Raw genomic sequence first — 24,371 nt, forward strand, 5'->3', positions numbered from 1 at the left:
CGCCTAACTTCTAAGCGGATTTCTTTGGTTGAATTTCTTAAATCTGGTTTCTTCATAAGCTCATAATATCAAGATTCCATAAAACATGCAACATTTTTTTCGACTACTTCATGTTGCCGGATTAATAAAAAGAGGAGTAAAAAATGAGAAAATTTATACAAACAGGACTTGCAGTTGCGTTAGGAACAATGCTTTATGCAGGTGCAGCACAGGCAGCAAGTTATAATCAAAATGTTACAATTCGAGACTTTCAAAAGACCTATTCTGACATGGAAGGTGGTATCAGTGGTCTCGTTACTGGTATGGTATCTAATCTATTAGGGGGTGATGGAGATCCAGTTTATATTCTTGCGGGCGGTGGTAGTAATGCTGTAGGTAGAGTTCAGAGTGCTGCTTCTTTCCAAGCTTGGTATGATGATGTCCCAGGTACAAATATACCGATCAATCAAGTTATTACCTTTACTGAAACAGTGCCAGGAAATGGATTATATCAATTCAGTAATTCATCGTTTTTCCCGATCGATGGACTGGGCTTTGGTAATGAAGGTAATCCTCACAATTATCACTTTACAATGGAAATGAGAACCTCTTTTACATATCAAGCAGGTCAGACTTTCAGCTTTACAGGGGATGATGATTTGTGGGTTTTCATTAATGGCAAACTTGTGATCGATCTAGGTGGTATCCATGGAGCTGAAAGTGCTTCAGTTAATCTTGATACACTAGGATTGACAGCTGGTCAGACACATTCGTTCGATCTGTTCTTTGCTGAACGTCATACAACTGAATCAAACTTTAAAGCAACAACAAGTATTGTTTTCAAGAATAATGTGCCAGAAGCATCAACTCTTGGTCTCTTCAGCCTCGGTTTAGTTGGGGCGATTGGTGCAAGCCTTGCGCGTCGTAAAAAATAAGAAAAAGAATGAGTGATCAATGAAAAGGAGGGGTTCGCCCCTCTTTTTTTGTGTATGTTTAAAATTTATGTTTTTAAGCACTGAAGGTTTTTGCAAATATTGAATTTCGTCACTCAGAGGGCCTAAAAGGCCCGTGGAGTCTCTGCGAACTCTCAATAAGAATTGCTTTAAGTTTTAATTTTATGAGATTCCACGTCGCCCGGATGGGGCGACTCTGAATGACGGTTATAGATTATTGCTCTGCCATCCCTAAAAGCCCTTCAAATAGTCTTCTTTCTTGATTTTTAAGATTGGATCATCCTTATTGTCGGCAATTGAGTAGATAGCTGCTTTTTCGCCTTTCACAGAGGCCCAGACTTTGTCTCCATAACTATAGTGCCACCATTCAAAGCCGTAGTTCACAAGGCCAGATTTTGCAGCTGCCTCTAGAAGCAATAGGCGATTTTGCCGCTGAAGCATCGTTGTATTTTGAGAAAAAGTATCTTGTTGATCATTTGGGCCAAAAATAACATCAAACTTGCCCATATCAAGAAGCTCAGACTCATTATCCTTTGTGCGAAAAAGAGTAATATCAATAGCAGCGCCTGTTGTATGGGTTGGAATATTGTCGATAAAGGGTGAAATATGTCTGCACGTTTCTTTATAAGCGATCTCTTTATCTGGAATGGTTTGAAGAACTTCTTGAAATTTCGCGTCGAAATATTCCTTTTGCTTCGCAAGAGTCCGGAAGCCTTCAAAATAAGCGATGCCAACATCATCGGGCAGGGTGTCGAGCATAGCAAGAAGTCTCTCATAAACGCCTTTGTGGATTTTCGAATAGCCTTCATAACTATTTGCATATTGAGGATGAAAGGTTGAAAGAGGTCTGAGCCTAGGATTGTCAATAGTCAGGAGATCAATCAGTTCATCACCTGATTCTGTGAGAGGAATATCTTTCACGGATTGATGAGCAATAGGGACATACAAAACATTTTCAGACACAAGAGGCGGGATTGTTGGTGTGGTCCATGCCTTTGGTGCTGTGATTGAGTCAGGGTCGGCATAACTGGTGGTTGAAATGAGAGCCATGGTCAGAAATCCTATTGTTTTTAATGAGCTGAAGTTCAAGGGAGCTTATCCTGGAATACTTATTTTGAAAGCAGTATATTGTTGCGCATTTTTTAAAGCAAGTTGTTTGTAGGAGTATTGAAGCTAGTATAATTGTCATCGCGAGGAGCGGCTTGCCGCGACGTGGCGATCTATGATTTCAAAGCTGTGAGATTGCCACGCCCTAACGGGCTCGCAATGACGGGATGAGGCATCTGGCTTTCGACTTATCTTAGAATATTGTACATTTTTATCTCTTGTGTCTTATGGCGCACATGAAAAAGCCATCCATCCCATTTTGTCCCTCAAAAGAGTGAGGCCAGGTGCGAATCATATTATCATGTGCCTTTAATTGATAATGCGCAATGAGGGGTTGGAATTGATCAGGGATAAAGGTTTCAAAATCAGGATTTTCCTTGAGGAAAGTTTCAATTTGACGCTCGCCTTCCTCAGGTAATAAAGAACAGGTGCAGTAAACAAGTGTGCCGCCTTTGGCAAGGAGGCGAGATGCTTTGCGGAGCATTCCCTTTTGCATGCTTAAAAGAGGGAGGATATCTTCTTCTTCCTTGATCCAGCCAAGCTCTGGGTGGCGGCGCATGGTTCCTGTCGCAGAACAAGGAGCATCAAGAAGAATGTTATCAAGGAATTCAGTTGGTTTAAAATCAAAGAAATCTTGTTCCACAATGGTAAGTGGCAGCTTTGTGCGATCTGCATTTTCTTTAACGCGCTCAAGACGGTCTGCAGACTTATCATAGGCAATCACATGTGCGCCTAAATGGGCGAGTTGCAAAGACTTTCCACCAGGGGCTGCACAGAGATCATGAACAGTTTTGCCCTTAATGTCTGAGAATAAATAAACAGGCAATGTTGCAGAGAGATCTTGAACCCACCAGACCCCGTCTGAAAAGCCCTCAAGATTTTCAATTTGGCCTTCAGGGTTTTGTATCCTGATGGTTGCAGGAGGGAAAAGGTCGCCTTTGAGCGTTTCAGCCCATTTTTCAGCATCTTGGGTTATGTAAAGATCAAGCGGAGGTGTTGATTGATAGATTTGGGCGAGCTTAATGAGGTCTTCATTGGAAAGCAATGGTTGGATTTTGCGTTGAATCCAATAAGGGACGGCAAGGACATCATCACTTAGAACTTTCTTTGCAAGGCTACCATTGTCTCGTGCTCTTTGAGATCTGCGTAAAACCGCATTCACAACGCTTTGAAAACCAGCAAGTTTCTTGGTTTTTGAGAGTTCAACGGCAGAATGGATCGCCGCATGATCATCTGTTTTCAAAAACAGGAGTTCTGTGAGGCCTAAGCATATCAGACAGGCGGCTTCCTTAAAGCTACGATCGCTCTTAGGCTTGAAAAAGAGCTTCATAATGGTTTGAGTCTGGCCAAAGTGCCGGAAAAAAGCAGCATAGAGCGAGCGGATAAATTTTCGTTCTTGAGGGTTAAAGTGCTTGTAAAGGTTTTCCTGTTGAATTGCCTCATCAAAGGTCAACTTATCAAGTCGTGATGCAATAATGAGTCTAAGTGCAGCTTGTCGCGGCGATGGGGACGCTTGTCTAGAAGAATTGGTCATGGGCCTAAAATGTAAATAATGTGAGTATCCAAAAGGGATCGAATCGAAATAATGGCAGGAGTGGACGGGATCGAACCATCAACCCCCGGTTTTGGAGACCGGTGCTCTACCAATTGAGCTACACTCCTGTATTACCAAACACCATTTTAAAATTCTACTGCTTCACTCGTCGCTTATGTAGGTAAACTACACTTCGCTCCTCGTTCATAGTATAATTTTATCTGGTCTTTGGTATATTACCAATCCCCATTTATCTGGCGATAGGTATATCTTTATAGGAAAGACTATATATAGTCCTGTGAATTTAATCAAGCCCCTTTCAAGCGATTCTATCATTTTTTTTGTGCTGATTTTTTTATTGTAATTTTGATCGGTAAACATTATCTTGGATATTGATGACAAAATTTGAATGTACATAGTGGCTTGATAGCAGGGCTATCAAGGATTTAATGAAAAGGCTATGTAAAAAATTGAGCGAAGCTAAGGAAAAGATGACTCTATTTGTACATAATAACAATAGAATAAATCAAATCTCCGCACTGATGACGGGGACTTTACCTTGCTTTGGAAATGGGTTCGTATCTGCTGTTTTGAGGTCATCTTATCAAGAACAGCATCAGCGTTTCAGATATTTAAAAAGCGGCGGTTGCCATAGTGTGCAATCAGCCCTAAAAGAGGTTAATAGTTATGAGTTACAAGGGACGAAATACAAACGATTCTTCACAGAATCGCAAAAGACGGATATTGATCGATGCAGCACATAGGGAAGAAACACGCGTCGTTGTTGTAGATCAAGGTAAAGTAGAAGAGCTTGATTTTGAAATTGAATCTTCTAAACAACTAAAAGGCAATATTTATCTTGCAAAAATTATTCGGATAGAGCCATCTCTGCAGGCGGCTTTTGTGGAATATGGCGGGAATCGTCACGGTTTCTTGCCTTTCCCAGAGATTCACCCTGATTATTTCAGAATCCCTGTTGCAGATCGTGAAAAATTAAAAGAAATGCAAATCGCTGAGGCAGAACGTCTTCTGGAAGAAGATGAAGAAGAAGGCAATGATGAAGACTTGCCTCCAAGTCCAGATCGTCCATTTGATGACTTTGCCGAAGTGCCAACAGAAGCAATGAATACACAAGAGATGAGTGCAGATGTATCAGCTGAATCACCGGTGATTGCTGAAGTTGTAGAAGAGACACCTGAGGCGGATGTCGTATCTGCACCCGTTCCAGCAGAGCCAGAAACGGCAGTTACAGAACAAGTTGCTGAAGTTCTGCCAACGATTGATTCAATTCCTGCACCCTTAGAGCATGTCTCATCCTCAGAGGATGAGATTAACCTTTATGAGAGTTTTGCTCTTAAGGTTGAAAAACCAACCAATCCATTTGTTGTATCTTCGGATATCATTGATCAACCGATGGTTGATTTTGCCAAAGGTGTTGATGAAGGCAATGCTTTCATGAGCAACTTGGATCACATCGATCATTCGGATGCATCTCCGTTTGAAGTGCCAGATGAAGGTTTAGATTCAAGTCAAGAGAGAGAGAATAACAGACGATCAAATCCGCGCCGTCGTCAGCGTCAAGGGTCAGAGTCTAAGAATTTTTCACTTCACCGCATGTATAAGATCCAAGAGGTTCTTCATAAAGGACAGGTTCTTTTGATTCAGGTGGTTAAAGATGAGCGTCAGAATAAAGGCGCTGCAGTCACAACCTATTTGTCATTACCAGGTAGATATTGTGTTTTGATGCCAAACAACCCAAGAGGCGGCGGGATTTCAAGAAAAATTTCGGATATCCAAGAGCGCCGTAAATTAAAAGAGACCATTAAAGATCTTGATGTGCCAAAAGGCATGGGTGTGATTATTCGGACAGCAGGGATCAACAAAAACACGGTCGAAATTAAAAGGGATCTTGAGTATCTTTTCAGGCTTTGGGATCAAATCCGTGAGGATACGCTTGTGTCAACAGCGCCATCTTTGGTTTATGAAGAAGCAAATCTTGTGAAAAGATCGATTAGAGACTTGTATAGTCGTGACATTGATGAAATTATTGTTGATGGTGATGAAGGCTTTAAGACAGCCAAGAATTTTATGCGTATGCTTTTGCCAAGCCATACGCGCAAAGTGATTCAGTATCAAAACCGTGACGTGCCTTTGTTTGTAAAGTACAATCTTGAAAAACAAATTGAGACAATTCATAACCAGATTGTTCGTTTGAAATCGGGCGGTTATTTGGTGATCGATATTACTGAAGCACTTGTTTCTATCGATATTAACTCAGGGCGCGCAACAAAAGAGCGCAATATTCGTGAAACAGCCTTTAAGACGAACCTGGAAGCTGCCCAAGAGATTCCCAAACAGCTACGCTTGCGCGATCTGGCTGGGTTGATTGTGATCGATTTTATTGATATGGATAATTCTCGGAACAATGGGATCATTGAGAAAACGTTGCGAGAAGGTCTAAAAGACGATAGAGCCAGAGTGCAAATTGGTCATATTTCACAATTTGGCCTTTTGGAATTATCACGCCAAAGATTACGCCCAAGTATCTTTGAAACCCATTTCTCGGCCTGTCCAAATTGTGCAGGATCAGGATATATCCGCTCAAAAGAGTCAGCAGCCCTTGCAGCTTTGCGTGAAATTCAAGAAATGGTCACGCATGATCAAACAATTCAGAGTTTGATTTTGTATGTTCCGGTTTCAGTGGCTCTTTACATGCTGAATAATAAAAGACAGCAGATTGATCAGATTGAAAGTAGTTGTGACATTCAGATCATCATTGAAACAGATGATCAATTGGTTGGTTCATATCATCAAATCAAAGTAACATCCCATAGGTCTGCTCAAGATCAACAAAAATCGGGTGAAAAAAGAAAAGGTCCAAGCCGTCAAAGACGTCAAGGCATCTCAAATGAAGACACGAGAGGTCAAGGATCAGACGAGGATCAAAATCTTCCTGCCGATCTAGATGATGTTGACCAAGAAGGACTAGAGGCGCTTGACCAACAAGAATCAAGAAAAGATGATGAGCAAGAAGATTCATCTGAGAATCAACCAAATGCAAGTGGGTCTCGGAACAATAGACGTAGGTCAAGACGAGGTAACCGTCGTTCAGGCAGAACAGGGCAAAATGAATCTAAGTCATTTGAAGGGGCTGAAGAGAATTTGATCGCCTCTGCATCCCCAGAATCTGAGCATTTTGGTGAGTCTGCATCTCATGTCGATGAATTTTCAAAAGAACCGCTTATGGAGACTGAATTTTCTGAGGCGCCAGTGGTAACTTCAGAAGAGGCAGCTGATTCTGCAAAGTCAGATTCTAAAGACGGCAGACGCCCAAGAAGATCACAATACCGCCGAAGAGGGCCACGTCCAACAAAGGAGCCAAAGGACTCGCAAGAATCACAAAATGTTTCTGAGATGAGTGCTCCAGCAGAAGGAGTCATCGCACCTGTTGTTGCAGAATCTGCAAATCAAGATAGTGCGGATGAAACTGTAAAAAAAAAGTCCAATCGATAAAAAAAGCCGTATCTAAAAGGAAGTCGGTTGTTGGGCCTGAAGCAGAAACACGTGAGCCTAAAAGAGGTTGGTGGGATAAGTTGATATCTTAGTCAGTTCTGTTGAGCTGATAAACAAAAGGAGATAGACGATGTCTGTTAATCGTATTGAGCGAAAAGGGATCAGAAGAGGTGCTTTTTTGAACGTCATGATTGTGGCGATGGTTTTTTGCTCAGCTATGATGATCTCACCAGGTGTCTCGTCCGCAAAAAGAGGTAAGATTCAGTTTGTTTCTGATGTAGAGACGGAAGAAACACTCAAGTATTTTGTGATGCCTATTTTAAGAGCGGCTCACCTTGACCCATCCCTCATTCAGTTCCAGTTGATCAGAGATAATTCACTTAATGCTTTTGTTATTGGCGGGATGGAGATTTATGTTCATTCAGGTTTGATTGAAAAGGCTGATAATGTCGGTCAATTGGTTGGTGTTTTTGCCCATGAGATTGGTCATATTGCTGGCGGTCATGTGATCAAGGGAACTGAAGCCATGAAAAACGCCAACAAAAAGACAATAATTGCAAGTTTAATTGGTTTGGGCGCGGGGCTTGCGACTCAAAATGCAGAAGTGGGCGCTGCTTCTGTTTTTGCGGGAATGGGCATGGCTCAGAAGTCATTTCTGTCCTTCTCTCGTGCGCAAGAATCGTCAGCTGATCAGGCCGCTTTAAAATATTTATCAGCCTCAGGATTCTCGGCGCAAGGCTTTGAGGACTTTTTCCAGAAGCTTGCGGATCAGGAATTGTTACCACCAGAACGGCAAGATCCATTTATAAGAACTCACCCGATGACAAAGGATCGTATTGAATCTGTTCGGATTTTTAATGAGAAATCGCCTTATGTTGCAAAGCCTTATCCAGCTGATTATGAGGAGAAATTTAAAAGACTCAGGGCCAAATTTTTGGGTTATTTTCATCCGCAACAAGCATTGCGTAAGTTCAAAAAAATGGAAACCATCGATGAAAAGTATGGCTATGCCTATGCTCTGTTTCAGCAAAAGAAAATGACAGAGGCCTTGTCGATTGCTGAAGAGCTTCTTAAAAAAGAACCAGACAATCCGTTTTTTCATGAATTTAAAGGCCAGCTTTTGTTTCAACATTCAAAAATCGCAGATGCTATTGTTTCGTATAAGCGTGCTGTTCAATTATTGCCAGATGCGCCAGGTTTGCGTTTAGATCTGGTTCATGCGATGCTTGAAACAGAATCGCAGCAAAATTGGCAAGAGGCCGAAACACATTTGAAGCGTGTGCTGCATCAATCTGAAGAGAATACCCATTTTTGGCAATTGCTGGCAACAGATATGGGAAAATTAGGCCGTAAAGGTGAGATGCATTTTGCAATGGCGAAGAAATATCATTTGCTTGAAGAGAATGATAAAGCAAAAGGCTATTTGAAGTTAGCAATTGCTGAGACGCCCAAAAATTCACCCTATTTCATCCAGTTACAAGATCTCAAGTACCATATTTTGGGCGAAGAGGATGACGTTTCTCAAAAGAAAACTAAAAAGAAGTAACGATCAAAAATTGATTTTATATAGAAAAGGGATCGACATTTTTGCGGTAATCGCTTAATATAGAGTCACTTATAAAAATAAAAAGTATAAAAATAATATATACAACAAGAAAAACGAGGAATTTTGGATGTCTGGTTTTGAGTGGAATAAAGTAATGGGAGCTGTTTTGCTCGCGGGTTTAATCGCTTCTTTAGCAGGCTTTTTTTCAAGAGTGATGGTTCACCCAGTTGAATTAAAAGAAAATGCGTATGTTGTTGAGGTTGCTGAAGATACAGGCGCTGCAGGTGCCGCAGGCGCACAAGATACCGGACCTGGAGACATTAAAGCACTGCTCGCAAAAGCTGATCTTGCCAAAGGTCAAAAATTATCATCTAAATGCGTAAGTTGCCACAATTTTGAAGAGGGTGGAGCTACCAAAGTTGGTCCTGATTTATACAATATTGTTGGTGCAAAACAAGCAAGCAAAGATTTTGCTTATTCAACTGCGCTTTCAGATAAAAAAGGTACTTGGACGTATGATGACTTGAATCATTGGTTGTATAATCCTAAAGCCTATGCCTCTGGAACCAAGATGGTTTATGTTGGCATGAAGAAGGATGATGAGCGCGCGGATTTGATTGCATGGCTGCGTACATTGAGTCCAAATCCGGTCCCTTTACCAAAGCAATAATGGAGATATGGGATTGAGCCCGTGAAGATAGAGAATCAAATATATTGGTTTAACAGCATACAAAATTGTTGCCGTAGGTTATTCCCTTTATTTCTCTCTTGCTTTGTTTTCCTATTGTTTATCTCACATCCCTTGAGGTTATTCGCTCATGAAACAGAATGGTCTCATGCTATTTCTCTCTATAAAGGTGATATTAAATATCCGGCTGATTTTTTACATTTTGATTATGTGAATCCAGATGCCCCTAAGGGCGGCGTTTTAAAGTTATCTTCACAAGGGACTTTTGATAGTTTAAATCCTTTTGTTTTAAAAGGAACGCCTGCAACAAATACCGGTTTTGTTTATGAAACGCTAGCTGTTGCCTCGCAAGATGAAGAATATACACATTATGGGCTTGTAGCTGAATTGATGCGCGTGGCTGACGATTATGAGTGGATTGAATATAAGCTCAATCCAAAAGCGCGTTTTCAAGATGGGAGTAAAATAACAGCTGATGATGTGATTTGGAGTTTCAATGTCTTGAAATCAGAAGGCTACCCTGTGTATCGTAACTACTATCAACGTGTGAAAACAGCAGTGAAAACAGCTGAAGACCAGGTCAAATTTATTTTTACAGATGTCAATGACTCTGAGTTGCCCATGATAACAGGACAGTTGCCAGTTTTATCCCAAAAATCATGGCAGGGTCGTAAGTTTGACAATGATCTCTTGGCTGTACCAAATGGATCAGGGCCTTATAAAATTGCTTATGTGGACCCGGGTGATAGGATTGTTTTTGAGAGAGATCCCAATTGGTGGGGCGCAGATTTGCCAGTGAATCGCGGAAAATATAATTTTGATCAGATCATGGTTGACTATTACAAAGATTCGGACGTTATGTTTCAAGGATTTATGGGGGGCGATTATGATTTTCATCTTGAAAATGTCGCTCGAAACTGGGCAACGGCCTATGATGGTGTTGCAGCTATTCAAGATGGACGCATGAAAAAACAAGCCTTTAAACATTCTGATCCTGTTGGGTTGCAAGCTTTTGTGTTTAATATGCGAAGGCCCGTTTTTTTGGATGTGCGCGTGCGTGAGGCGATTGCGCTGATGTTTGATTTTGAATGGACGAATAAGAGTATTTTTTATAATCAGTATGTGCGCTCTCATAGTTTTTTTAACAATACGGATTTGGCAGCGCCTCTTTTGCCAACAAATGCTGAAAAAACATTTTTTAAACCCTATCTTCCCTCATTGCCTAATGGGTTTTTGCAAGAGACCTTTGCTTATTCTGAAACAAAAGGAGATGGAAATATCAGGCCTGAAATAACAAAGGCTTTGGCTTTGTTAGAGGCGGCCGGCTGGGTTTTGGAAAATGGTAAACTTAAACATAGAGAAACCGGTTTATTATTGACTTTTGAAATTATGCAAGATTCCAGAACAATGGATCGGCTGATTCAGCCTTTTTTAAGAAATCTAGAGCGGATTGGGATCTTCGCAACTGTACGCTATATTGATGACGCTCAATATGAGAAGAGACTTGAGGACTTTGAATTTGACATGACGATGATCGTAATGCCTCAGAATTTGAATCCAGGAACAGAGCAGCTTGGTTATTGGACAAGTGCCGTTGCTGATCAAAAAGGAAGTGCGAATTATTCAGGGCTTAAAGACCCTTTTGTTGATATGCTAGTGGATAGAGTTTTAGCCGCCGAATCTCGGGAAGAATTGAAGTTGGCAGTTAAAGAACTTGATCGGGTTCTTTTATGGCATCATATTGTGATCCCTCTTTATTACATTGGTGACTATCGTTTGGCTTGGTGGGATCGTTTTGCTTATCCAGAGATACAACCCAAATATGGTCTTTCTTTTCCAGAGGCCTGGTGGATTGATCCTGTGAAAGATGAAAAGCTGCAAAAGGAACTTGACCGTGCCCCTTATGGGAATGTGAAGGTATAGGGGATCCAGATGATACAGTACATTTTAAAACGATTGGCTTTGATGGTTCCGACTCTTTTTGTGATCATGCTGATCAATTTTTTGCTGGTGCAATTTGTACCAGGAGGGCCGATTGAACAAATCATCTCTAAAGTCAAAGGAGGGAATGCTGTTTCAAATCAGTTAGATCGCTCTGGTGGTGAGCTGGGCAAAGGACAGAATCTTGATCTATTAAAACAAGGGGGTGCATCATCCAGCGATGCAAGCAAATATACAGGTTCTGCTGGTCTTGATCCTGAATTTATTAAGGAGCTTGAAAAACAATATGGATTTGATCGGCCTGTTTACGAGCGGTTTTTTATGATGATCAAAAACTACATTTTTTTTGATTTTGGGGAGAGTTACTTCAAGGGCGGTAAGGTGATTGATTTGATTCTAGAAAAAATGCCTGTATCCATCTCTCTAGGTCTCTGGACAACACTGTTGGTTTATCTCATTTCAATTCCTCTTGGTATTAAGAAAGCCATCAGGCACGGATCATTGTATGATATTTGGACAAGTGCTGTAATTATTGTTGGTTATGCGATTCCGAGTTTCTTATTCGCTATATTCTTGATTGTCCTTTTTGCAGGTGGTGATTATTGGAGTCTTTTTCCGTTGAAGGGGATTGTCTCTGGCAACTGGCATAGCCTATCTTGGTTTGGTAAAATAACAGATTATCTCTGGCACATGACCTTGCCTGTGTTTGCAATGGTGATCGGTGGTTTTGCAAGCTTAGCAATGCTGACTAAAAATTCATTTTTAGATGAAATTGGTAAGCAATATGTCATGACAGCACGTGCAAAAGGGTGTGTTGAGAATCAAGTGCTTTATGGGCATGTTTTCAGAAATGCCATGTTAATTGTGATCTCTGGTTTTCCTTCTGCTTTTATATCCATTTTTTTCACAGGCTCCGTGTTGATTGAGGTGATTTTTTCACTTGATGGCCTTGGTCTTTTAGGTTTTGAATCAGCTTTAACGCGTGATTACCCAATTATGTTTGGAACATTGTTTATCTTCACCTTGTTAGGTTTGGTTTTGAACCTGATTAGTGATTTGACATACATGTACGTTGATCCAAGAATTGACTTTGAGACAAGAGGGAATGCATGACAACATTTAACGCGCAGTCTCAGAAACGATCATTGATGGCTCCTTTAACCAGAAGGCGTCTTGCTCTCTTTAAAGCAAATCGACGGAGTCTCTATTCTTTCTGGATTTTTATGGTTTTGTTTGTCGTGAGCCTTTTTTCAGAAGTGATTGCGAATGACAAGCCCTTGTTGATTCACTATCAGGGTGAGTTTTATGTGCCGATTGTCAGCTTTTATACTGAAAAAACTTTTGGTGGTGATTTAGAGATTAGAGCTGAGTATCGTGATTCTTATGTGCAAGCCCTTATTGAACGAGAGGGATGGATGATTTGGCCGCCACTGAAATACTCGTATAACACGATAGACTATCTTGAAGAGCATCCATCGCCAGCACCTCCTTCTTTGAGGCATATATTTGGAACAGACGATCAAGCCAGAGATATTTTGGCCAGACTGATTTATGGTTTCAGGCTTTCTGTCTTATTCGGGCTTGCTTTGACGTTTTTCTCATCTGTAATTGGTGTTTTTTTGGGCGCTGTTCAAGGCTATTGGGGTGGGCGTCTCGATTTATACTTACAACGCTTTATTGAAATTTGGTCGAGTCTTCCGATTTTGTATATCTTGATTATCCTCTCGAGCATCATAACGCCGAATGCAATTTGGTTATTATTGATTTTGCTGATGTTTTCATGGTCAAATTTGGTTGGCGTTGTAAGGGCCGAATGTTTGCGTGTTCGTAATTTAGATTATGTGAGAGCTGCGCATGCGTTAGGTGTGGTTAAAATGACAATTTTGAGGCGCCATATATTACCGAATGCATTGGTTGCTACACTTACTTTTCTGCCATTTGTATTAAATGGTGCCATTACAACCCTGACAGCTCTTGATTTTTTAGGATTTGGACTGCCAGCAGGATCGCCCTCTTTAGGTGATTTATTGGCAACAGGAAAAGCAAATTTGCAAGCGCCTTGGATCGGCCTTACGGCTTTTATTGTCCTTGCTTTGATGCTCTCTCTTTTGATATTTATAGGTGAAGGCGTGAGAGATGCTTTTGATCCTCGGAAAACCTTACAGTCGGAGACAAAATAAGATGAGCGGTGCACCAAAGCAAAAGCAGAAAAACTTGATTGACGTTCGAGACTTAACAGTTACCTTTGAACAAGGGAATAACCCTGTGCATGCGGTCAAGGGAATATCCTTTCATATCCCTGCGGGTAAGACAACGGCTTTGGTTGGTGAGAGTGGATCAGGCAAATCTGTGACGGCTCTTTCTTTTTTGCAGTTATTACCGAAAGAGGCTGCAAAGGTGACTGGTGAGGTCTTGTTTAATGGCGATGATTTGATTGTGATGCCAGAGGCTGATCTACAGAAGATTAGAGGCGCCAAAATCAGTATGGTCTTTCAAGAACCAATGACATCACTAAATCCATTACATCGAGTTGAAAAGCAAATTGGTGAAGCGATTGATTTGCATCAGACATTGAATTCAAATGATCGTGAAAATCGTATTGATGAGTTAATGACATTGGTTGGTCTTGGAGAGATGCTTGAAAAACGCAAAGCCTTTCCGCATGAGTTATCAGGCGGGCAAAGACAGCGCGTTATGATTGCGATGGCCTTGGCGAATAATCCTGATTTGCTGATTGCAGATGAGCCAACAACAGCTTTAGATGTGACAATTCAGAAGCAAATTCTTGACTTGATGCAATCTTTACAAGAAAAATTCCAGATGGCAATTTTGCTGATCTCTCACAATATGGGCGTTGTTCAAAGGATGGCGGATCATATTTGTGTCATGAAAGAAGGCGAGATTGTTGAAGAAGGTTCTGCAAAGAATTTTTTTAAGCAGCCGAAACATGACTATACACAAAAATTATTATCATCAAAGCCTAGCGGAGTGAGAGAGCCTTTAAAAGAAGGCGCAAAGACAGTGATGAAGGCTGATCATATGAGTGTTAAGTTTCCCATCAAATCAGGGTGGCTGAAGCGGGTGACAAGTTACTTTACGGCCGTTGATAATGTCTCATTTGCTGTAAGACAAGGTGAAACAATTGGTATTGTTGGAGAGAGTGGCTCAGGCAAGACAAGTCTTGGTCTTGCGGCGTTGAAATTGGTTGATGGCCAAGGGTCTATTATTTTTGAAGGCAAACAAATTCAAAATTGGAAAGAAAAAGAAATGCGGCCTTTGCGTAAGGACATGCAAATTGTTTTTCAAGATCCCTATGGTTCTTTGTCTCCGCGGATGACAGTTGCAGAAATTATTGCAGAAGGCCTTACAGTTCATTTTCCTAAATTGAAGAGAGAAGAGCGCGAACTGCGGGTTTTAGAGGTCTTAGATCGTGTTCACTTAAATCTGGACGTTATGATGCGCTATCCACATGAGTTTTCAGGAGGGCAGCGCCAGAGAATAGCAATTGCAAGAGCCCTTGTTTTAAAGCCGCGTCTGCTGATATTAGATGAACCAACATCTGCGCTCGATCTGACAATTCAGGCTCAGATATTAGGTTTGCTCAAAGAATTACAAGAAACAATGGGGCTCTCTTATCTTTTTATCAGTCATGATCTTGCTGTTATTCGCTCCATAGCTCATCAAACTATTGTGATGAAAGAAGGAAAAGTTGTTGAAAAAGGACCAACAGATTATTTGTTTCAGAACCCAGCTCATCCTTATACACAAAAGTTGATATCTGCGATTTTATAAAACAGAACTGGTAAATTTGCAGAAAATTCAATATAGTGTCTTATATAACCAATGTGATAGATATATTTTTGGAATAAAATGACTCAGTCAATGATCAATTTGCAGAAGATGCGCCTCTTAGTTTTATTGCCTTTTGTATTAGGCATTATGGTTGCTTGTGATGATGCAGAGCAAGAAGGCACATCAACCCCTATTAGTGAAACAAATTTCTTCACGCATGATATGCCGTCTGATTTATCAGCGAAAGAAAGAGATACGGTTGCAGGTGAATATCTCATTTCACGAATTGCAAGGCATCAGGGCGATTGGGACAAGGCTGCCGATACATTACAAAATATTGTTGATAAAGATCAAGAGAATTTACCCATTTGGCACAAGCTTCTCTTTTTATCTTTGTTGAAAGACGACCCAGAGAATGCAAAAAAGGCGGCCGAATTTTTGTTTAAGAACGAAGCAGAGTATGATCTTGCCTATATTACGATTTTTGCAGATGCTTTAGGGCAAGAAGATTTCAAAAAAGCAGCTGAGGTTTTAACGGGTATTGAAGAGAAGAAAGATACGGATTCACACCATTATGCTTTGTTTAAAGCCTATCTATTGCCTGTATTGAAAGCTTGGTTGTCTGTTGCTGAAAATAATTTAAACGGAGCAATTACGAATATCGATCAACTCACATCTGACCCTGATTTTACGCCAGTTTATGCCTTGCAAAAGGCCTTTATTTTAGAATATGCAAAGCAGCCTGACAAAGCAGAGCGTTATTATGAACTTGCTTTTGCAAGTGCGCCAGTGACGCACATGGCTGAAGCTGCGGGTAATTTCTATGAAAGACAGGGCAAATTTGACAAAGCCAAAGCAGTTTACAACAAGTTTAATAAGTTGAAACCGCAGAGCTGGTTTTACCTTGAGGCGATGACACGCTTGTATGAACAACGTAAGCCGGCTCCTTTAATTAAAAAATATCGTGATGCAATTGCGGAAGCTATTTATGATATAGGCGGTGCCTTTTATGCGCAAGGCTATTATGATACGGCTTTGTACTATAACACGATTGCCTTATTGGTGAATGAAGATTTGGATGCGGCTCGTTATATGGTAGGATCAATCTTTGCGATAAAGGAATTTCCAGAACAGGCCTTATTGTACTTAGATAAAATCAAGCAAACGTCCTTCTATTATTATAAGGCTGAAGAAAAAAAGGCTGAGATTTTTATGGCTCAAGGTGAAGCTCCAAAAGCGATTTTCATCATTCAGAATTTGCTTAAAATTCAGCCTGAGAAACTAGATTTGCTGTTGAACTTGTCCCGTATTTATTACAAGGAAGGGAATATTGACCGTTCGATTGATATTTTGACTCAATGTTTGAACTTATCACCTCCGAATCAAAAATGGCTCTTTTATTTTGAGCGGGGGCAAGTCTATCAAGCTAAAAATGAAACCAAACTAGCTGAAGATGACTTTTTGAAAGCTCTTGAGCTGAATTCGGAAAATCCGACTTTACTCAATCACATTGGATATACTTGGCTTGAACGTGGTGTTAATTATGAGGATGCGCAAGAGCTCATCGAGCGAGCTTTAGAGTTTGAACCAGACAATGCTTATATTTTAGATAGTCTAGGTTGGGCATACTATTTGCAGAAAAAGTATGATGAGGCGATTGTGATATTGCAAGCAGCGCTTAGCAAGACGCCGAATGATGTATCGATCAACGATCATTTGGGGGATGCCTATTGGCAGACAGGCCGTAGGGCTGATGCCAAATTGCAATGGCAAAGATCGAGCGATTATTCAGTTGATGATAAAGAAAAGGCTTTTTTAGCAGATAAGCTGAAAAATGGTCTTCCAAATGAAAGTGCTGTTGCTGAGAAACCAACGCAGTAACCGATAACTTCAGCTTTTTTTCATAAAACAAGTGTATTCTACGATGAGGAATTTCATTGTGTGAAAAGAGGTTGTGATGCAAGGCAAAAGACAATGCGGTATTTTTTCATCTGAGGTAAAATCCTGTCAGGAAATGACAGCAGATGAAATTGGATTGTGGAAAAAAACAACAAGTGAGAAGTCAGAATATCATTCAGCCTTTTACACTTATTCCTTTTTTGCAGCCGTGTCGGTTGTGTATCAAGATGCTTATGTGAGCATTATTCGTAAAGCCGGTAAAATTGTTTGTTTTTTTCCTTTTCAATTGATGAAAGGGATGGGCCGGTTTTGTCTGGCGGGTGAACGTATTGGCGAAGAAATGTCAGATTATTTTGCGCCTATTTATACAACTGATGTGTTGATATCACCGGATCAATTTTTGAAGCTAACGGGGTTGCATTATTTTTATTTCACGCATTTGGAGCAGTACTTTATTGAACAAAAGGGAATGGATGCATCGCAAGGTGAGATAGGTTTAAGAGTTAATTTCAAAAAATCTGATCAGGACTATTTTGATTATTTGAGAGAAAAGCACAAGAGTCTCTATCCGGATACAAAACGAAGGGAGAAAAAGGCAATTCAAGACAAGGGCGAAATGACTTTTGTTTTTCAAAGTCGAGACGAGAATGATTACGCATTTCTGGTCGCAAAAAAGAATGCTCAATATGAACGAACAAAAAGGGTGGGTTATTTTAGAAAAGAAAGAACCGAATTGCTTGATTATTTATTCAAGCATGAGAATGATGAATTTCAAACAACTCTTTCTACAATCTCATTTGGCGGAAATCTCATGGCAGCTCATCTTGGGATGTTCTATCAAGGCGTCTTACATTATTGGTTTCCAGTTTATGATTTTGAGTGTCAGAAATATTCACCGGGCAGATTGCTTTTGTGCAAGATTATTGAAACCGCAGGTGAGAACGAAGTTGAGGTGATTGATCGCGGAAGTGGTGATACGCCTTATAAGCGTGATTTTTCGAATGAAGAACATTATTTTTATAAGGGCGCTTGGTCTCAGGCGAGCATTAAAGGGACTTTGTTTTCTTTGAAGCAATCTTTGGAGTGGAGACTGCAAACGAATGGGTGATGGCCGACTCTAGTTTGATTGTGGAGTGATTGGAATTACTTTGTGATTTTGTTGTTCGAAGTCTTTGTAAGTGAGGATCTTAATTAATTCAGAGTTACACATTTGGACAATCCGGTCACATTTTTCAAGCGTTGAGAGCCTATGGGCAATCATAATCACTGTTCTATTTTTGCTGACACTATAGATTGTTTCCATGAGTTTGGCTTCTGTTTCGTTGTCAAGTGCTGAGGTTGCTTCATCGAAAATAAGTACTTCAGGATTAATATAGAGTGCGCGTGCAATAGCAATCCTCTGTTTTTCACCACCAGAGAGGCGAACACCTCTTTCGCCAACGATTGTATTTACCCCTTCAGGCAATTGTGCCAATAGTTTTGAGAGTTGTGCGGCCTCAATAACTTTATGGAGCTGTTCAACATTATGATCCTTAGGCTCTACACCAAAGGCAATATTAGCTGCAATCGTGTCATCAATAAGATTAAGAGATTGAGGGACATAGCCAATTTTTTGATGCCATTGCAGAGAGTTGGCCGGATAGAGAGAATCGATGAGGATCTCTCCTTCAGTTGGTTTCAAGAGTCCAAGGATCATATCGACCAAGGTTGATTTTCCTGAGCCAGTTTCGCCAGCAATGCCAATACATTCTCCTTTCTTGATGGTGAGATTAATATTGGTGAGTGCACTTTTTCTGGTGTTGAGATACTGGAAGGAAAGGTTTTTAAGATCGATTGACTTTTCAAAATGAAAATTAGGGAGATTAAGATAACGTTCGTTTTCTTCAGAGAGATTATATTCGTGATGAATTCGATTGATAGAAGGAATCGCCCCCTTAAACATATTAATTTGTTGTATAATGCGATTCAGGCCAGGCATAATGCGAAAGCCAACATAGAGATATCCACCCAAAACACCAAGTAACTCGGTTGGATTTTGTGACTTTATTGCCATAAATCCGATGGCGATCATAAAGAGTCCTACGAAGAGCGTTTCAATGAAGAGACGGGGGGACCCTTTAACAGCAGTTCTTATGGCTTCAGCGTAAGTTGCTTCATTGTTGTGGAGTTGAAAGTTCTTGATGAAGTATTCCCGTTTTCCAAGCAGAGCAATTTCTTTGAAGGAGTGAAAAAATTGAAGTAGATGTTGATAACTTTTTACGTTGGCCTCTTGCATTTTGAGAGAATAATTATAAATGACAGGCATGAAGTATTGACTCAATAAGAAAGAGAGAATAATACCACACCCAAAAATAAAAAAGGCAAGTGTTGGTTGCATATAGATAAGAAATCCGATCAGATTGACAAAGACTATAATTTCAGAGAGAAGTCCGGCGATCCCCATAACGCCTGATGTGTATATATTGCGGGCATCATTGTTGATAATCGTTAAACCAGTTGAGCTATTGCGAGTCAAATAGAACCCATAATCTATTTTAGCATAGCGGTGTAATAGAGTATGTTTAAACTTTTCTTCCATTTTTTGGATTGCTAGATTCTGATGGAAGAGTTCAAATCCTGCAATAATGTTTTTAATAAAGAAAGAGAGTGCGCAGGCGATGACGATAAAGATGAGAATGTCCGTATTACTGAATTTATTTTCAAAGCCAATTTTTGCGGCATATTGTTGGCCGATGTCCATTTGGCTCATAAGCCGCGCAAAGAGAACGATGATAGATGCCGTGAGTAATTCAAAAAGTGAAGAGAAAAGGGCGAAGATAGAAATGACGATGCATTTTTTCTTATCTTCGCGGGAGAGTAGCTCACGTATTTTTTGTAGAGCAGGAAACATATCTGACGTTTTTGAGGGCTGGGACATCGTAAGCTCGGATCTGTTAAATGATTTAATCAATTATATCTCTCGAGTGTTGAAAAGTTTTTAATAAAGTAAGCAATGAAGAAGAAATATCATTTCACTTACCTTTGATCTGATCTGCTTTTAAGGTGGAATTATTGTTGTCAGATTGTGAGCTATTATTGTTTTGGTGATATTTGTTTTTTGTTTTCTGGATAGCGAGTTGTAAGATGATCGGAAAGAACCATAAAAGAATTTGTGGGTAGATGGTAATAATTTTTTGAACCCACTTCCATGCAATGTTCTTGTTGTGAAATATACAGTAAAGAAAACATAGTATTGATTCAGATGCATTTTTCTTTTTTTTGAGATTTGTATATTTTTGATACTGCGAATAGGATTGAATTAGTTCATCATATTTTTTTATTAATAAAAAGTATAGATAGCTTGTCTTTAGGTACATTGGTTCTTTCCAAGATGGTAAGTTGTAGTAAATATTTAAACCGTTACCTGCACGTACATTAATTTTTTCTGAATATAATACTTTAGGATTTTGGAGTAGTATTTTAAGAAAAAATAAATAATCTTCTGCTAAATGAATTTCTTCATCGAATCTCGTATTATAATATTTTTTCCAATTTATGATGAATGTTCCTCCTATATCATCGAATTTCTCCAAAAAAAATTCTTTAAGGACATCACCTTTCAATTGGATTAATTCAGTGTTATGAATAGGTTTTATTTTGGAGAAGGAAAGGTGTTGGAGATTTTTGTGATAAGCTGTATATTCTTTATCATATCGAATATGTCGGCAAAAATAGAAGTCAAAATTTTGGCTATGTTTAAAAATTGTTTTTAAGTGTTCGGGTTTCCATTCGTCATCGGGATCAAGAAGGGCAATATAATCTGTATCTGAACTAACATTCTCCAAAGCTAGGTTTCTAGCGGCGGCTACACCCTTATTCTTCTGCCTAATAATTCGAATTTGAATTCTTTTTTTATCATATTCAAGCTCATCACATTCAGGGTATGCGGGCGCAGGTGACCCATCGTCAATGATGATAATATCCATGACACATTTGTAATCTTGGTTAATTGCAGATTTTATTGCTTTTCGTAAGAGCCCAGCTTCTTTCTGATAAAATGGGATCACAACTGCTATTTTTAATTTATGTGGTGTCATTGTTTTGTCTCTCTAATACATGTTGATTTTATCTGAAGAACTGTAAAGAAAGAGTAATTTATTTTACATCAACCATAATAAAAGTTCGTGAGGAGTAAACTTTCCGGTGCAACTGTAAGCCAGATCCATTGTAAGATAATATCTCCCAATTATTCTGTCTTTGACATTAAGTGGCATTTTAGAACGATCGCTCGTGAAACAAAAAATTAATCCCTGATCAAAACATTCGTTTTGAACTGTCTCATTATATCTTCCATGAGGAAAGGATAGCGCTTTCTGAAATTGAAATTTTTTATTTAACTCTTTTACTTTTTCTAGGATTTCTAGTGACATTTGTAATTCATCACTTACGTTTTTTACTTTGGTTAATGGGTGGTGCGTGTGACCATGTAATCCAATTTCAAAAACATCTTGCCCTAGAATGGATAATTCCTCTGTAGTTAAAAAGGATCGGTCTGAGGATGGATAGTGTTCCTCAAGATAGTGCTTTATTTTTTCAGTAACAGATAAGTTCGCATTGAAAATTTTTTCAATGAACAAGTCTATGTTTGTATCGGAGAGGGGCAAGTAGTGATTTAAATCTTCCTGCAAAATTGCCTCAAGAAATATAAAATCATCTTTGGTGAGTTGATTTGTTTTGTAGAGACCATAGATTTTTTCTTGCCAGAAGGGTGCTGTTTGATTCAATATGCTTGTTGCGACAAATAAAACAGCAGATATGTCCATCTCTTTTAAAATCGGATAGGCGTAATCATAATTATCTTTCCAGCCATCGTCAAATGTGATGAGCAGGGGGCAATTTGGTAAAGGAATATTCTTTGCATAATAGTCTTCAAGTGTTTTGAGTGTGATAATGTTGTAATGTCTTTTCAAAAATGAGAGGCAGTTTTTAAAGGCTATGGTTTCAAAAGTGTAATTTGGATTCGCGCTTAGGTATCGAGGGTCTTTTTGGTCTAAAACCCGATGAAACATCACAACTGTTAGATTATCCTTATTTTTGACGTGATGGATAATTGATAAAATACCAGTTTTGTATAGAATTTTCTTGATAAGAGATTTGATTGTATTCATAACGAGATAACTTTTTGTTGAGTTGTCATAATGATTTTACACTTCATTTATGTTATTCTGTAAAGATAAAAAAAGATAAAACAAATTGTGCCATGATGACTCCAAAAATTTCTGTTATTATTCCTGTATTCAACAATGATGATACCATTGAACGAGCTCTTTTATCTGTAAAGTCTCAGACATGTCCAATTCATGAAGTTCTGATTTGTGATGATGGATCGGTCGATCGCACACTCGAAATCTGTCAGAGTTTTTCAAAAAAACTTCCTTTGAAAATAATACCTTCAGCTCAGCAAACGGGAGCCGCTGCTGCGAGAAATCGTGGTATTGTTAAAGCATCTGGGGATCTCATTGCTTTTCTGGACGCAGATGATGAATGGCGTCCCCAAAAGTTAAAATTACAGGTTCAAAAATTTCTCAATGATCCTGAGGTGACTTTCGTTTCCTCTTTTGCTGATTTTTATACCTATGATGGTCGTTATATTCACCAAATTCATCCAAACAGAAAACCAGTTGAAGGTGGAGACACCTGGAAGACTTTTCTCCAATATAATTTTATTTGTACGCCTACTGTGATTGCAAAAAGAGAGAGTCTTTTGAAGGTGAGTGGGTTCAATGAGCAATTACCGGTTGCAGAAGATTTAGATTTATGGATCAAGTTAGCCTGTGATGGGAAGTTAGCTTTTGTTTTTGAGACATTGGTGAATGTCTATAATCGTCCAAACAGTTTGATTAAAAGCTTTGGCTCGGGTGAAATTGATTACACACTTCCGATGATTCTAAGACACATTGCAGCCAATAAAAATCGTCTATCATCTATAGAAATTAACCGTATTCTTGGGGCCAGATATAGCCAGTTTGGTCGAAATCAATATTATCAAGAGAGTGCTTTAAAAGGGCTATTATTGATGGTAAAGGCTGTTCAGTATGATCTTATCTATCTTAAAAATGTTTATTTCATATTACGCTTTTCTGCATTAGGCCAATGGTTGAAAAATAAATTAAGCACAGAGACTCATGAATATGATTCTTGTATCAATCTCGAAAAAGAGATGAGTGAAGTAGAGTTGCTTGTGACCGTTGATGTTGAAGAGGAATTCGATTGGTCGGCTCCATTCAGTTGTCATAAACCACAAACAGAATCGATGAAGCACTTTCATTTGGCTCATGATATTATGACTAAGCATGGTTTTAAGGCCATATATCTCCTTGATTACCCTATTCTTGAAGATCCGTTTGCAGTCTCTCTTTTTAAGAAATGGCTTAAAGCAGGGCAGTGTGAAATCGGCGTACAGCTCCATCCTTGGGTGACGCCTCCTTATGAAGAAGAGCTTAACAGGTATAATTCTTTTGCAGGAAATCTGCCTTTCAAACTTGAATATCAGAAATTACAAAATCTGCGAGATCGAATTTATCAGGAATTTGGAGTGAGCCCTAAATATTATAAGGCTGGTCGCTATGGTTTTGGTAAGAATACAGCAAAAATTTTAAAATCTTTGGGTTTTGAAGTTGATTTAAGTTTTGTGCCTCATACAAGTTTCAAATCAGAAGGAGGGCCTGATTATAGGGATGTTCCAGACTATGCTTTTTGGCTTGATGAACATAAAACGCTCAAAGAAATCCCTTTAACTAAAAATTTCACGGGTTTGCTTAGTTCGATCGGGAGATATCTGTATCCGGTCATTGACCATCCTGGGTTCAAAAAATTAAGATTGCCTGGTATTTTCGCACGCCTAGGCTTGCTCAACCGCGTGAATCTGTCGCCTGAAGGCAGCTCGCTTCAAGAATGTATTGACCTGGTCAAAACAAGATTACGCAAGGGTCAAAAGATTTTTGTCTATAGCTTTCATTCTTCCTCATTGATGTTGGGAGGAAATCCCTATGTGAAAAGCCAAGAAGATCTAAATGCATTTTTACAACATCTTGATGGGTTTTACGCCTTTTTCAGCTCACAATGTCAAAAGGAGTGCCTTATTAATCAGCCGACGGTGTGCTCGGCGGAACCCGAGGCTTGAAAGTGTCATCTTGAGGGGCATCAGGTTTTTTAATTTCTGGCTTATCAGGCTTTGTCTCTTGCATACAATTTGATTTGTCGGCTTGGTTAATGATTCTTGAGCAATCAACTTCTGCAGCGTCAGCCTTTTGTAAAAACAAAATTCCGATGAACATAAGGGTAATTGTTGTAAAGCTATAGAGCAGCGTCAGAAAAGTTCCAGAATCTGCTTTCGCGGTTTTCGTTTTGCTGTGAATCATAGAAATCTCCTTTTAAATG

At 39.5% G+C, this 24,371-nt stretch carries 17 protein-coding genes and 1 tRNA gene; 11 read left to right on the forward strand and 7 right to left on the reverse strand.

The features are described 5' to 3' along the window. Positions 1 to 188 precede the first annotated feature (188 nt). On the forward strand, positions 189 to 914 hold the full coding sequence (locus tag KBF71_04365; GenBank protein ID MBP9877552.1) for a fibro-slime domain-containing protein: 726 nt from the start codon (positions 189 to 191) through the stop codon (positions 912 to 914). Positions 915 to 1,163: 249 nt separating this feature from the next. On the opposite strand, the gene KBF71_04370 is transcribed toward KBF71_04365, so the two are convergent. From KBF71_04370 to KBF71_04380, 3 genes are all read right to left on the reverse strand, one after another. Further along, a complete protein-coding gene (locus tag KBF71_04370) occupies positions 1,164 to 1,982 on the reverse strand; it encodes a D-alanyl-D-alanine carboxypeptidase family protein (GenBank protein ID MBP9877553.1) in 819 nt (272 codons plus the stop codon). A 268-nt stretch (positions 1,983 to 2,250) separates the two neighbouring features. Then, on the reverse strand, positions 2,251 to 3,573 hold the full coding sequence (locus KBF71_04375) for an RsmB/NOP family class I SAM-dependent RNA methyltransferase (protein ID MBP9877554.1): 1,323 nt from the start codon (positions 3,571 to 3,573) through the stop codon (positions 2,251 to 2,253). Between the two features lie 52 nt (positions 3,574 to 3,625). Further along, a tRNA-Trp gene (locus KBF71_04380) sits at positions 3,626 to 3,701 on the reverse strand. Positions 3,702 to 4,260: 559 nt separating this feature from the next. Between KBF71_04380 and KBF71_04385 the strand changes: the two genes are divergently transcribed. The 9 genes from KBF71_04385 to KBF71_04425 all read left to right on the forward strand — a co-directional run bounded on the left by KBF71_04385 (position 4,261) and on the right by KBF71_04425 (position 18,060). Beyond that, the gene (locus KBF71_04385; GenBank protein ID MBP9877555.1) at positions 4,261 to 7,086 is read left to right on the forward strand and encodes an Rne/Rng family ribonuclease; all 2,826 of its coding nucleotides are present in this window, start codon (positions 4,261 to 4,263) and stop codon (positions 7,084 to 7,086) included. Between the two features lie 130 nt (positions 7,087 to 7,216). After that, the gene (locus KBF71_04390) at positions 7,217 to 8,632 is read left to right on the forward strand and encodes a M48 family metallopeptidase (protein ID MBP9877556.1); all 1,416 of its coding nucleotides are present in this window, start codon (positions 7,217 to 7,219) and stop codon (positions 8,630 to 8,632) included. Positions 8,633 to 8,759: 127 nt separating this feature from the next. After that, entirely contained in the window at positions 8,760 to 9,302 is a 543-nt protein-coding gene (locus KBF71_04395; protein ID MBP9877557.1) for a cytochrome c family protein, read from the forward strand. 132 nt (positions 9,303 to 9,434) lie between these two features. Continuing rightward, entirely contained in the window at positions 9,435 to 11,243 is a 1,809-nt protein-coding gene (locus KBF71_04400; protein ID MBP9877558.1) for an ABC transporter substrate-binding protein, read from the forward strand. A 9-nt stretch (positions 11,244 to 11,252) separates the two neighbouring features. Continuing rightward, positions 11,253 to 12,374, forward strand: coding sequence for a microcin C ABC transporter permease YejB (locus KBF71_04405; GenBank protein ID MBP9877559.1), 1,122 nt, complete (start codon positions 11,253 to 11,255; stop codon positions 12,372 to 12,374). Between the two features lie 35 nt (positions 12,375 to 12,409). Next, the gene (locus KBF71_04410; GenBank protein MBP9877560.1) at positions 12,410 to 13,441 is read left to right on the forward strand and encodes an ABC transporter permease; all 1,032 of its coding nucleotides are present in this window, start codon (positions 12,410 to 12,412) and stop codon (positions 13,439 to 13,441) included. A 1-nt stretch (position 13,442) separates the two neighbouring features. Continuing rightward, a complete protein-coding gene (locus KBF71_04415) occupies positions 13,443 to 15,053 on the forward strand; it encodes an ABC transporter ATP-binding protein (protein MBP9877561.1) in 1,611 nt (536 codons plus the stop codon). A 78-nt stretch (positions 15,054 to 15,131) separates the two neighbouring features. Continuing rightward, entirely contained in the window at positions 15,132 to 16,934 is a 1,803-nt protein-coding gene (locus tag KBF71_04420) for a tetratricopeptide repeat protein (protein MBP9877562.1), read from the forward strand. A 76-nt stretch (positions 16,935 to 17,010) separates the two neighbouring features. Beyond that, positions 17,011 to 18,060, forward strand: a complete 1,050-nt coding sequence (locus KBF71_04425) for a GNAT family N-acetyltransferase (protein MBP9877563.1) — start codon at positions 17,011 to 17,013, stop codon at positions 18,058 to 18,060. 9 nt (positions 18,061 to 18,069) lie between these two features. On the opposite strand, the gene KBF71_04430 is transcribed toward KBF71_04425, so the two are convergent. The 3 genes from KBF71_04430 to KBF71_04440 all read right to left on the reverse strand — a co-directional run bounded on the left by KBF71_04430 (position 18,070) and on the right by KBF71_04440 (position 22,099). After that, positions 18,070 to 19,869 carry an ABC transporter ATP-binding protein gene (locus KBF71_04430; protein MBP9877564.1) on the reverse strand — a complete coding sequence of 600 codons (1,800 nt, stop codon included), beginning with the start codon at positions 19,867 to 19,869 and terminating at the stop codon, positions 18,070 to 18,072. Between the two features lie 94 nt (positions 19,870 to 19,963). Continuing rightward, positions 19,964 to 21,028 carry a glycosyltransferase family 2 protein gene (locus KBF71_04435; GenBank protein ID MBP9877565.1) on the reverse strand — a complete coding sequence of 355 codons (1,065 nt, stop codon included), beginning with the start codon at positions 21,026 to 21,028 and terminating at the stop codon, positions 19,964 to 19,966. A 63-nt stretch (positions 21,029 to 21,091) separates the two neighbouring features. Further along, the gene (locus KBF71_04440; GenBank protein ID MBP9877566.1) at positions 21,092 to 22,099 is read right to left on the reverse strand and encodes a polysaccharide deacetylase family protein; all 1,008 of its coding nucleotides are present in this window, start codon (positions 22,097 to 22,099) and stop codon (positions 21,092 to 21,094) included. 92 nt (positions 22,100 to 22,191) lie between these two features. Here KBF71_04440 and KBF71_04445 point away from each other — a divergent pair, with 92 nt between their 5' ends. Then, positions 22,192 to 24,114: a glycosyltransferase gene (locus tag KBF71_04445; GenBank protein MBP9877567.1), complete on the forward strand. Its 1,923-nt coding sequence runs from the start codon at positions 22,192 to 22,194 to the stop codon at positions 24,112 to 24,114. Here KBF71_04445 and KBF71_04450 read toward each other — a convergent pair. Next, positions 24,074 to 24,352, reverse strand: coding sequence for a hypothetical protein (locus KBF71_04450; protein ID MBP9877568.1), 279 nt, complete (start codon positions 24,350 to 24,352; stop codon positions 24,074 to 24,076). The genes KBF71_04445 and KBF71_04450 overlap by 41 nt on opposite strands. Positions 24,353 to 24,371 lie beyond the last annotated feature (19 nt).

Source organism: Alphaproteobacteria bacterium (assembly GCA_018063245.1).
Taxonomy (GTDB): domain Bacteria; phylum Pseudomonadota; class Alphaproteobacteria; order JAGPBS01; family JAGPBS01; genus JAGPBS01.

Bases quoted from the DNA above. Each gene is read 5' to 3' on its own strand.
- KBF71_04365 (MBP9877552.1), top strand. From the start codon at position 189: ATGCTTTATGCAGGTGCAGCACAGGCAGCAAGTTATAATCAAAATGTT.
- KBF71_04370 (MBP9877553.1), bottom strand. From the start codon at position 1,982: ATGGCTCTCATTTCAACCACCAGTTATGCCGACCCTGACTCAATCACA.
- KBF71_04375 (MBP9877554.1), bottom strand. From the start codon at position 3,573: ATGACCAATTCTTCTAGACAAGCGTCCCCATCGCCGCGACAAGCTGCA.
- KBF71_04385 (MBP9877555.1), top strand. From the start codon at position 4,261: ATGAGTTACAAGGGACGAAATACAAACGATTCTTCACAGAATCGCAAA.
- KBF71_04390 (MBP9877556.1), top strand. From the start codon at position 7,217: ATGTCTGTTAATCGTATTGAGCGAAAAGGGATCAGAAGAGGTGCTTTT.
- KBF71_04395 (MBP9877557.1), top strand. From the start codon at position 8,760: ATGTCTGGTTTTGAGTGGAATAAAGTAATGGGAGCTGTTTTGCTCGCG.
- KBF71_04405 (MBP9877559.1), top strand. From the start codon at position 11,253: ATGATACAGTACATTTTAAAACGATTGGCTTTGATGGTTCCGACTCTT.
- KBF71_04410 (MBP9877560.1), top strand. From the start codon at position 12,410: ATGGCTCCTTTAACCAGAAGGCGTCTTGCTCTCTTTAAAGCAAATCGA.
- KBF71_04415 (MBP9877561.1), top strand. From the start codon at position 13,443: ATGAGCGGTGCACCAAAGCAAAAGCAGAAAAACTTGATTGACGTTCGA.
- KBF71_04420 (MBP9877562.1), top strand. From the start codon at position 15,132: ATGACTCAGTCAATGATCAATTTGCAGAAGATGCGCCTCTTAGTTTTA.
- KBF71_04425 (MBP9877563.1), top strand. From the start codon at position 17,011: ATGCAAGGCAAAAGACAATGCGGTATTTTTTCATCTGAGGTAAAATCC.
- KBF71_04430 (MBP9877564.1), bottom strand. From the start codon at position 19,869: ATGTCCCAGCCCTCAAAAACGTCAGATATGTTTCCTGCTCTACAAAAA.
- KBF71_04435 (MBP9877565.1), bottom strand. From the start codon at position 21,028: ATGACACCACATAAATTAAAAATAGCAGTTGTGATCCCATTTTATCAG.
- KBF71_04440 (MBP9877566.1), bottom strand. From the start codon at position 22,099: ATGAATACAATCAAATCTCTTATCAAGAAAATTCTATACAAAACTGGT.
- KBF71_04445 (MBP9877567.1), top strand. From the start codon at position 22,192: ATGATGACTCCAAAAATTTCTGTTATTATTCCTGTATTCAACAATGAT.
- KBF71_04450 (MBP9877568.1), bottom strand. From the start codon at position 24,352: ATGATTCACAGCAAAACGAAAACCGCGAAAGCAGATTCTGGAACTTTT.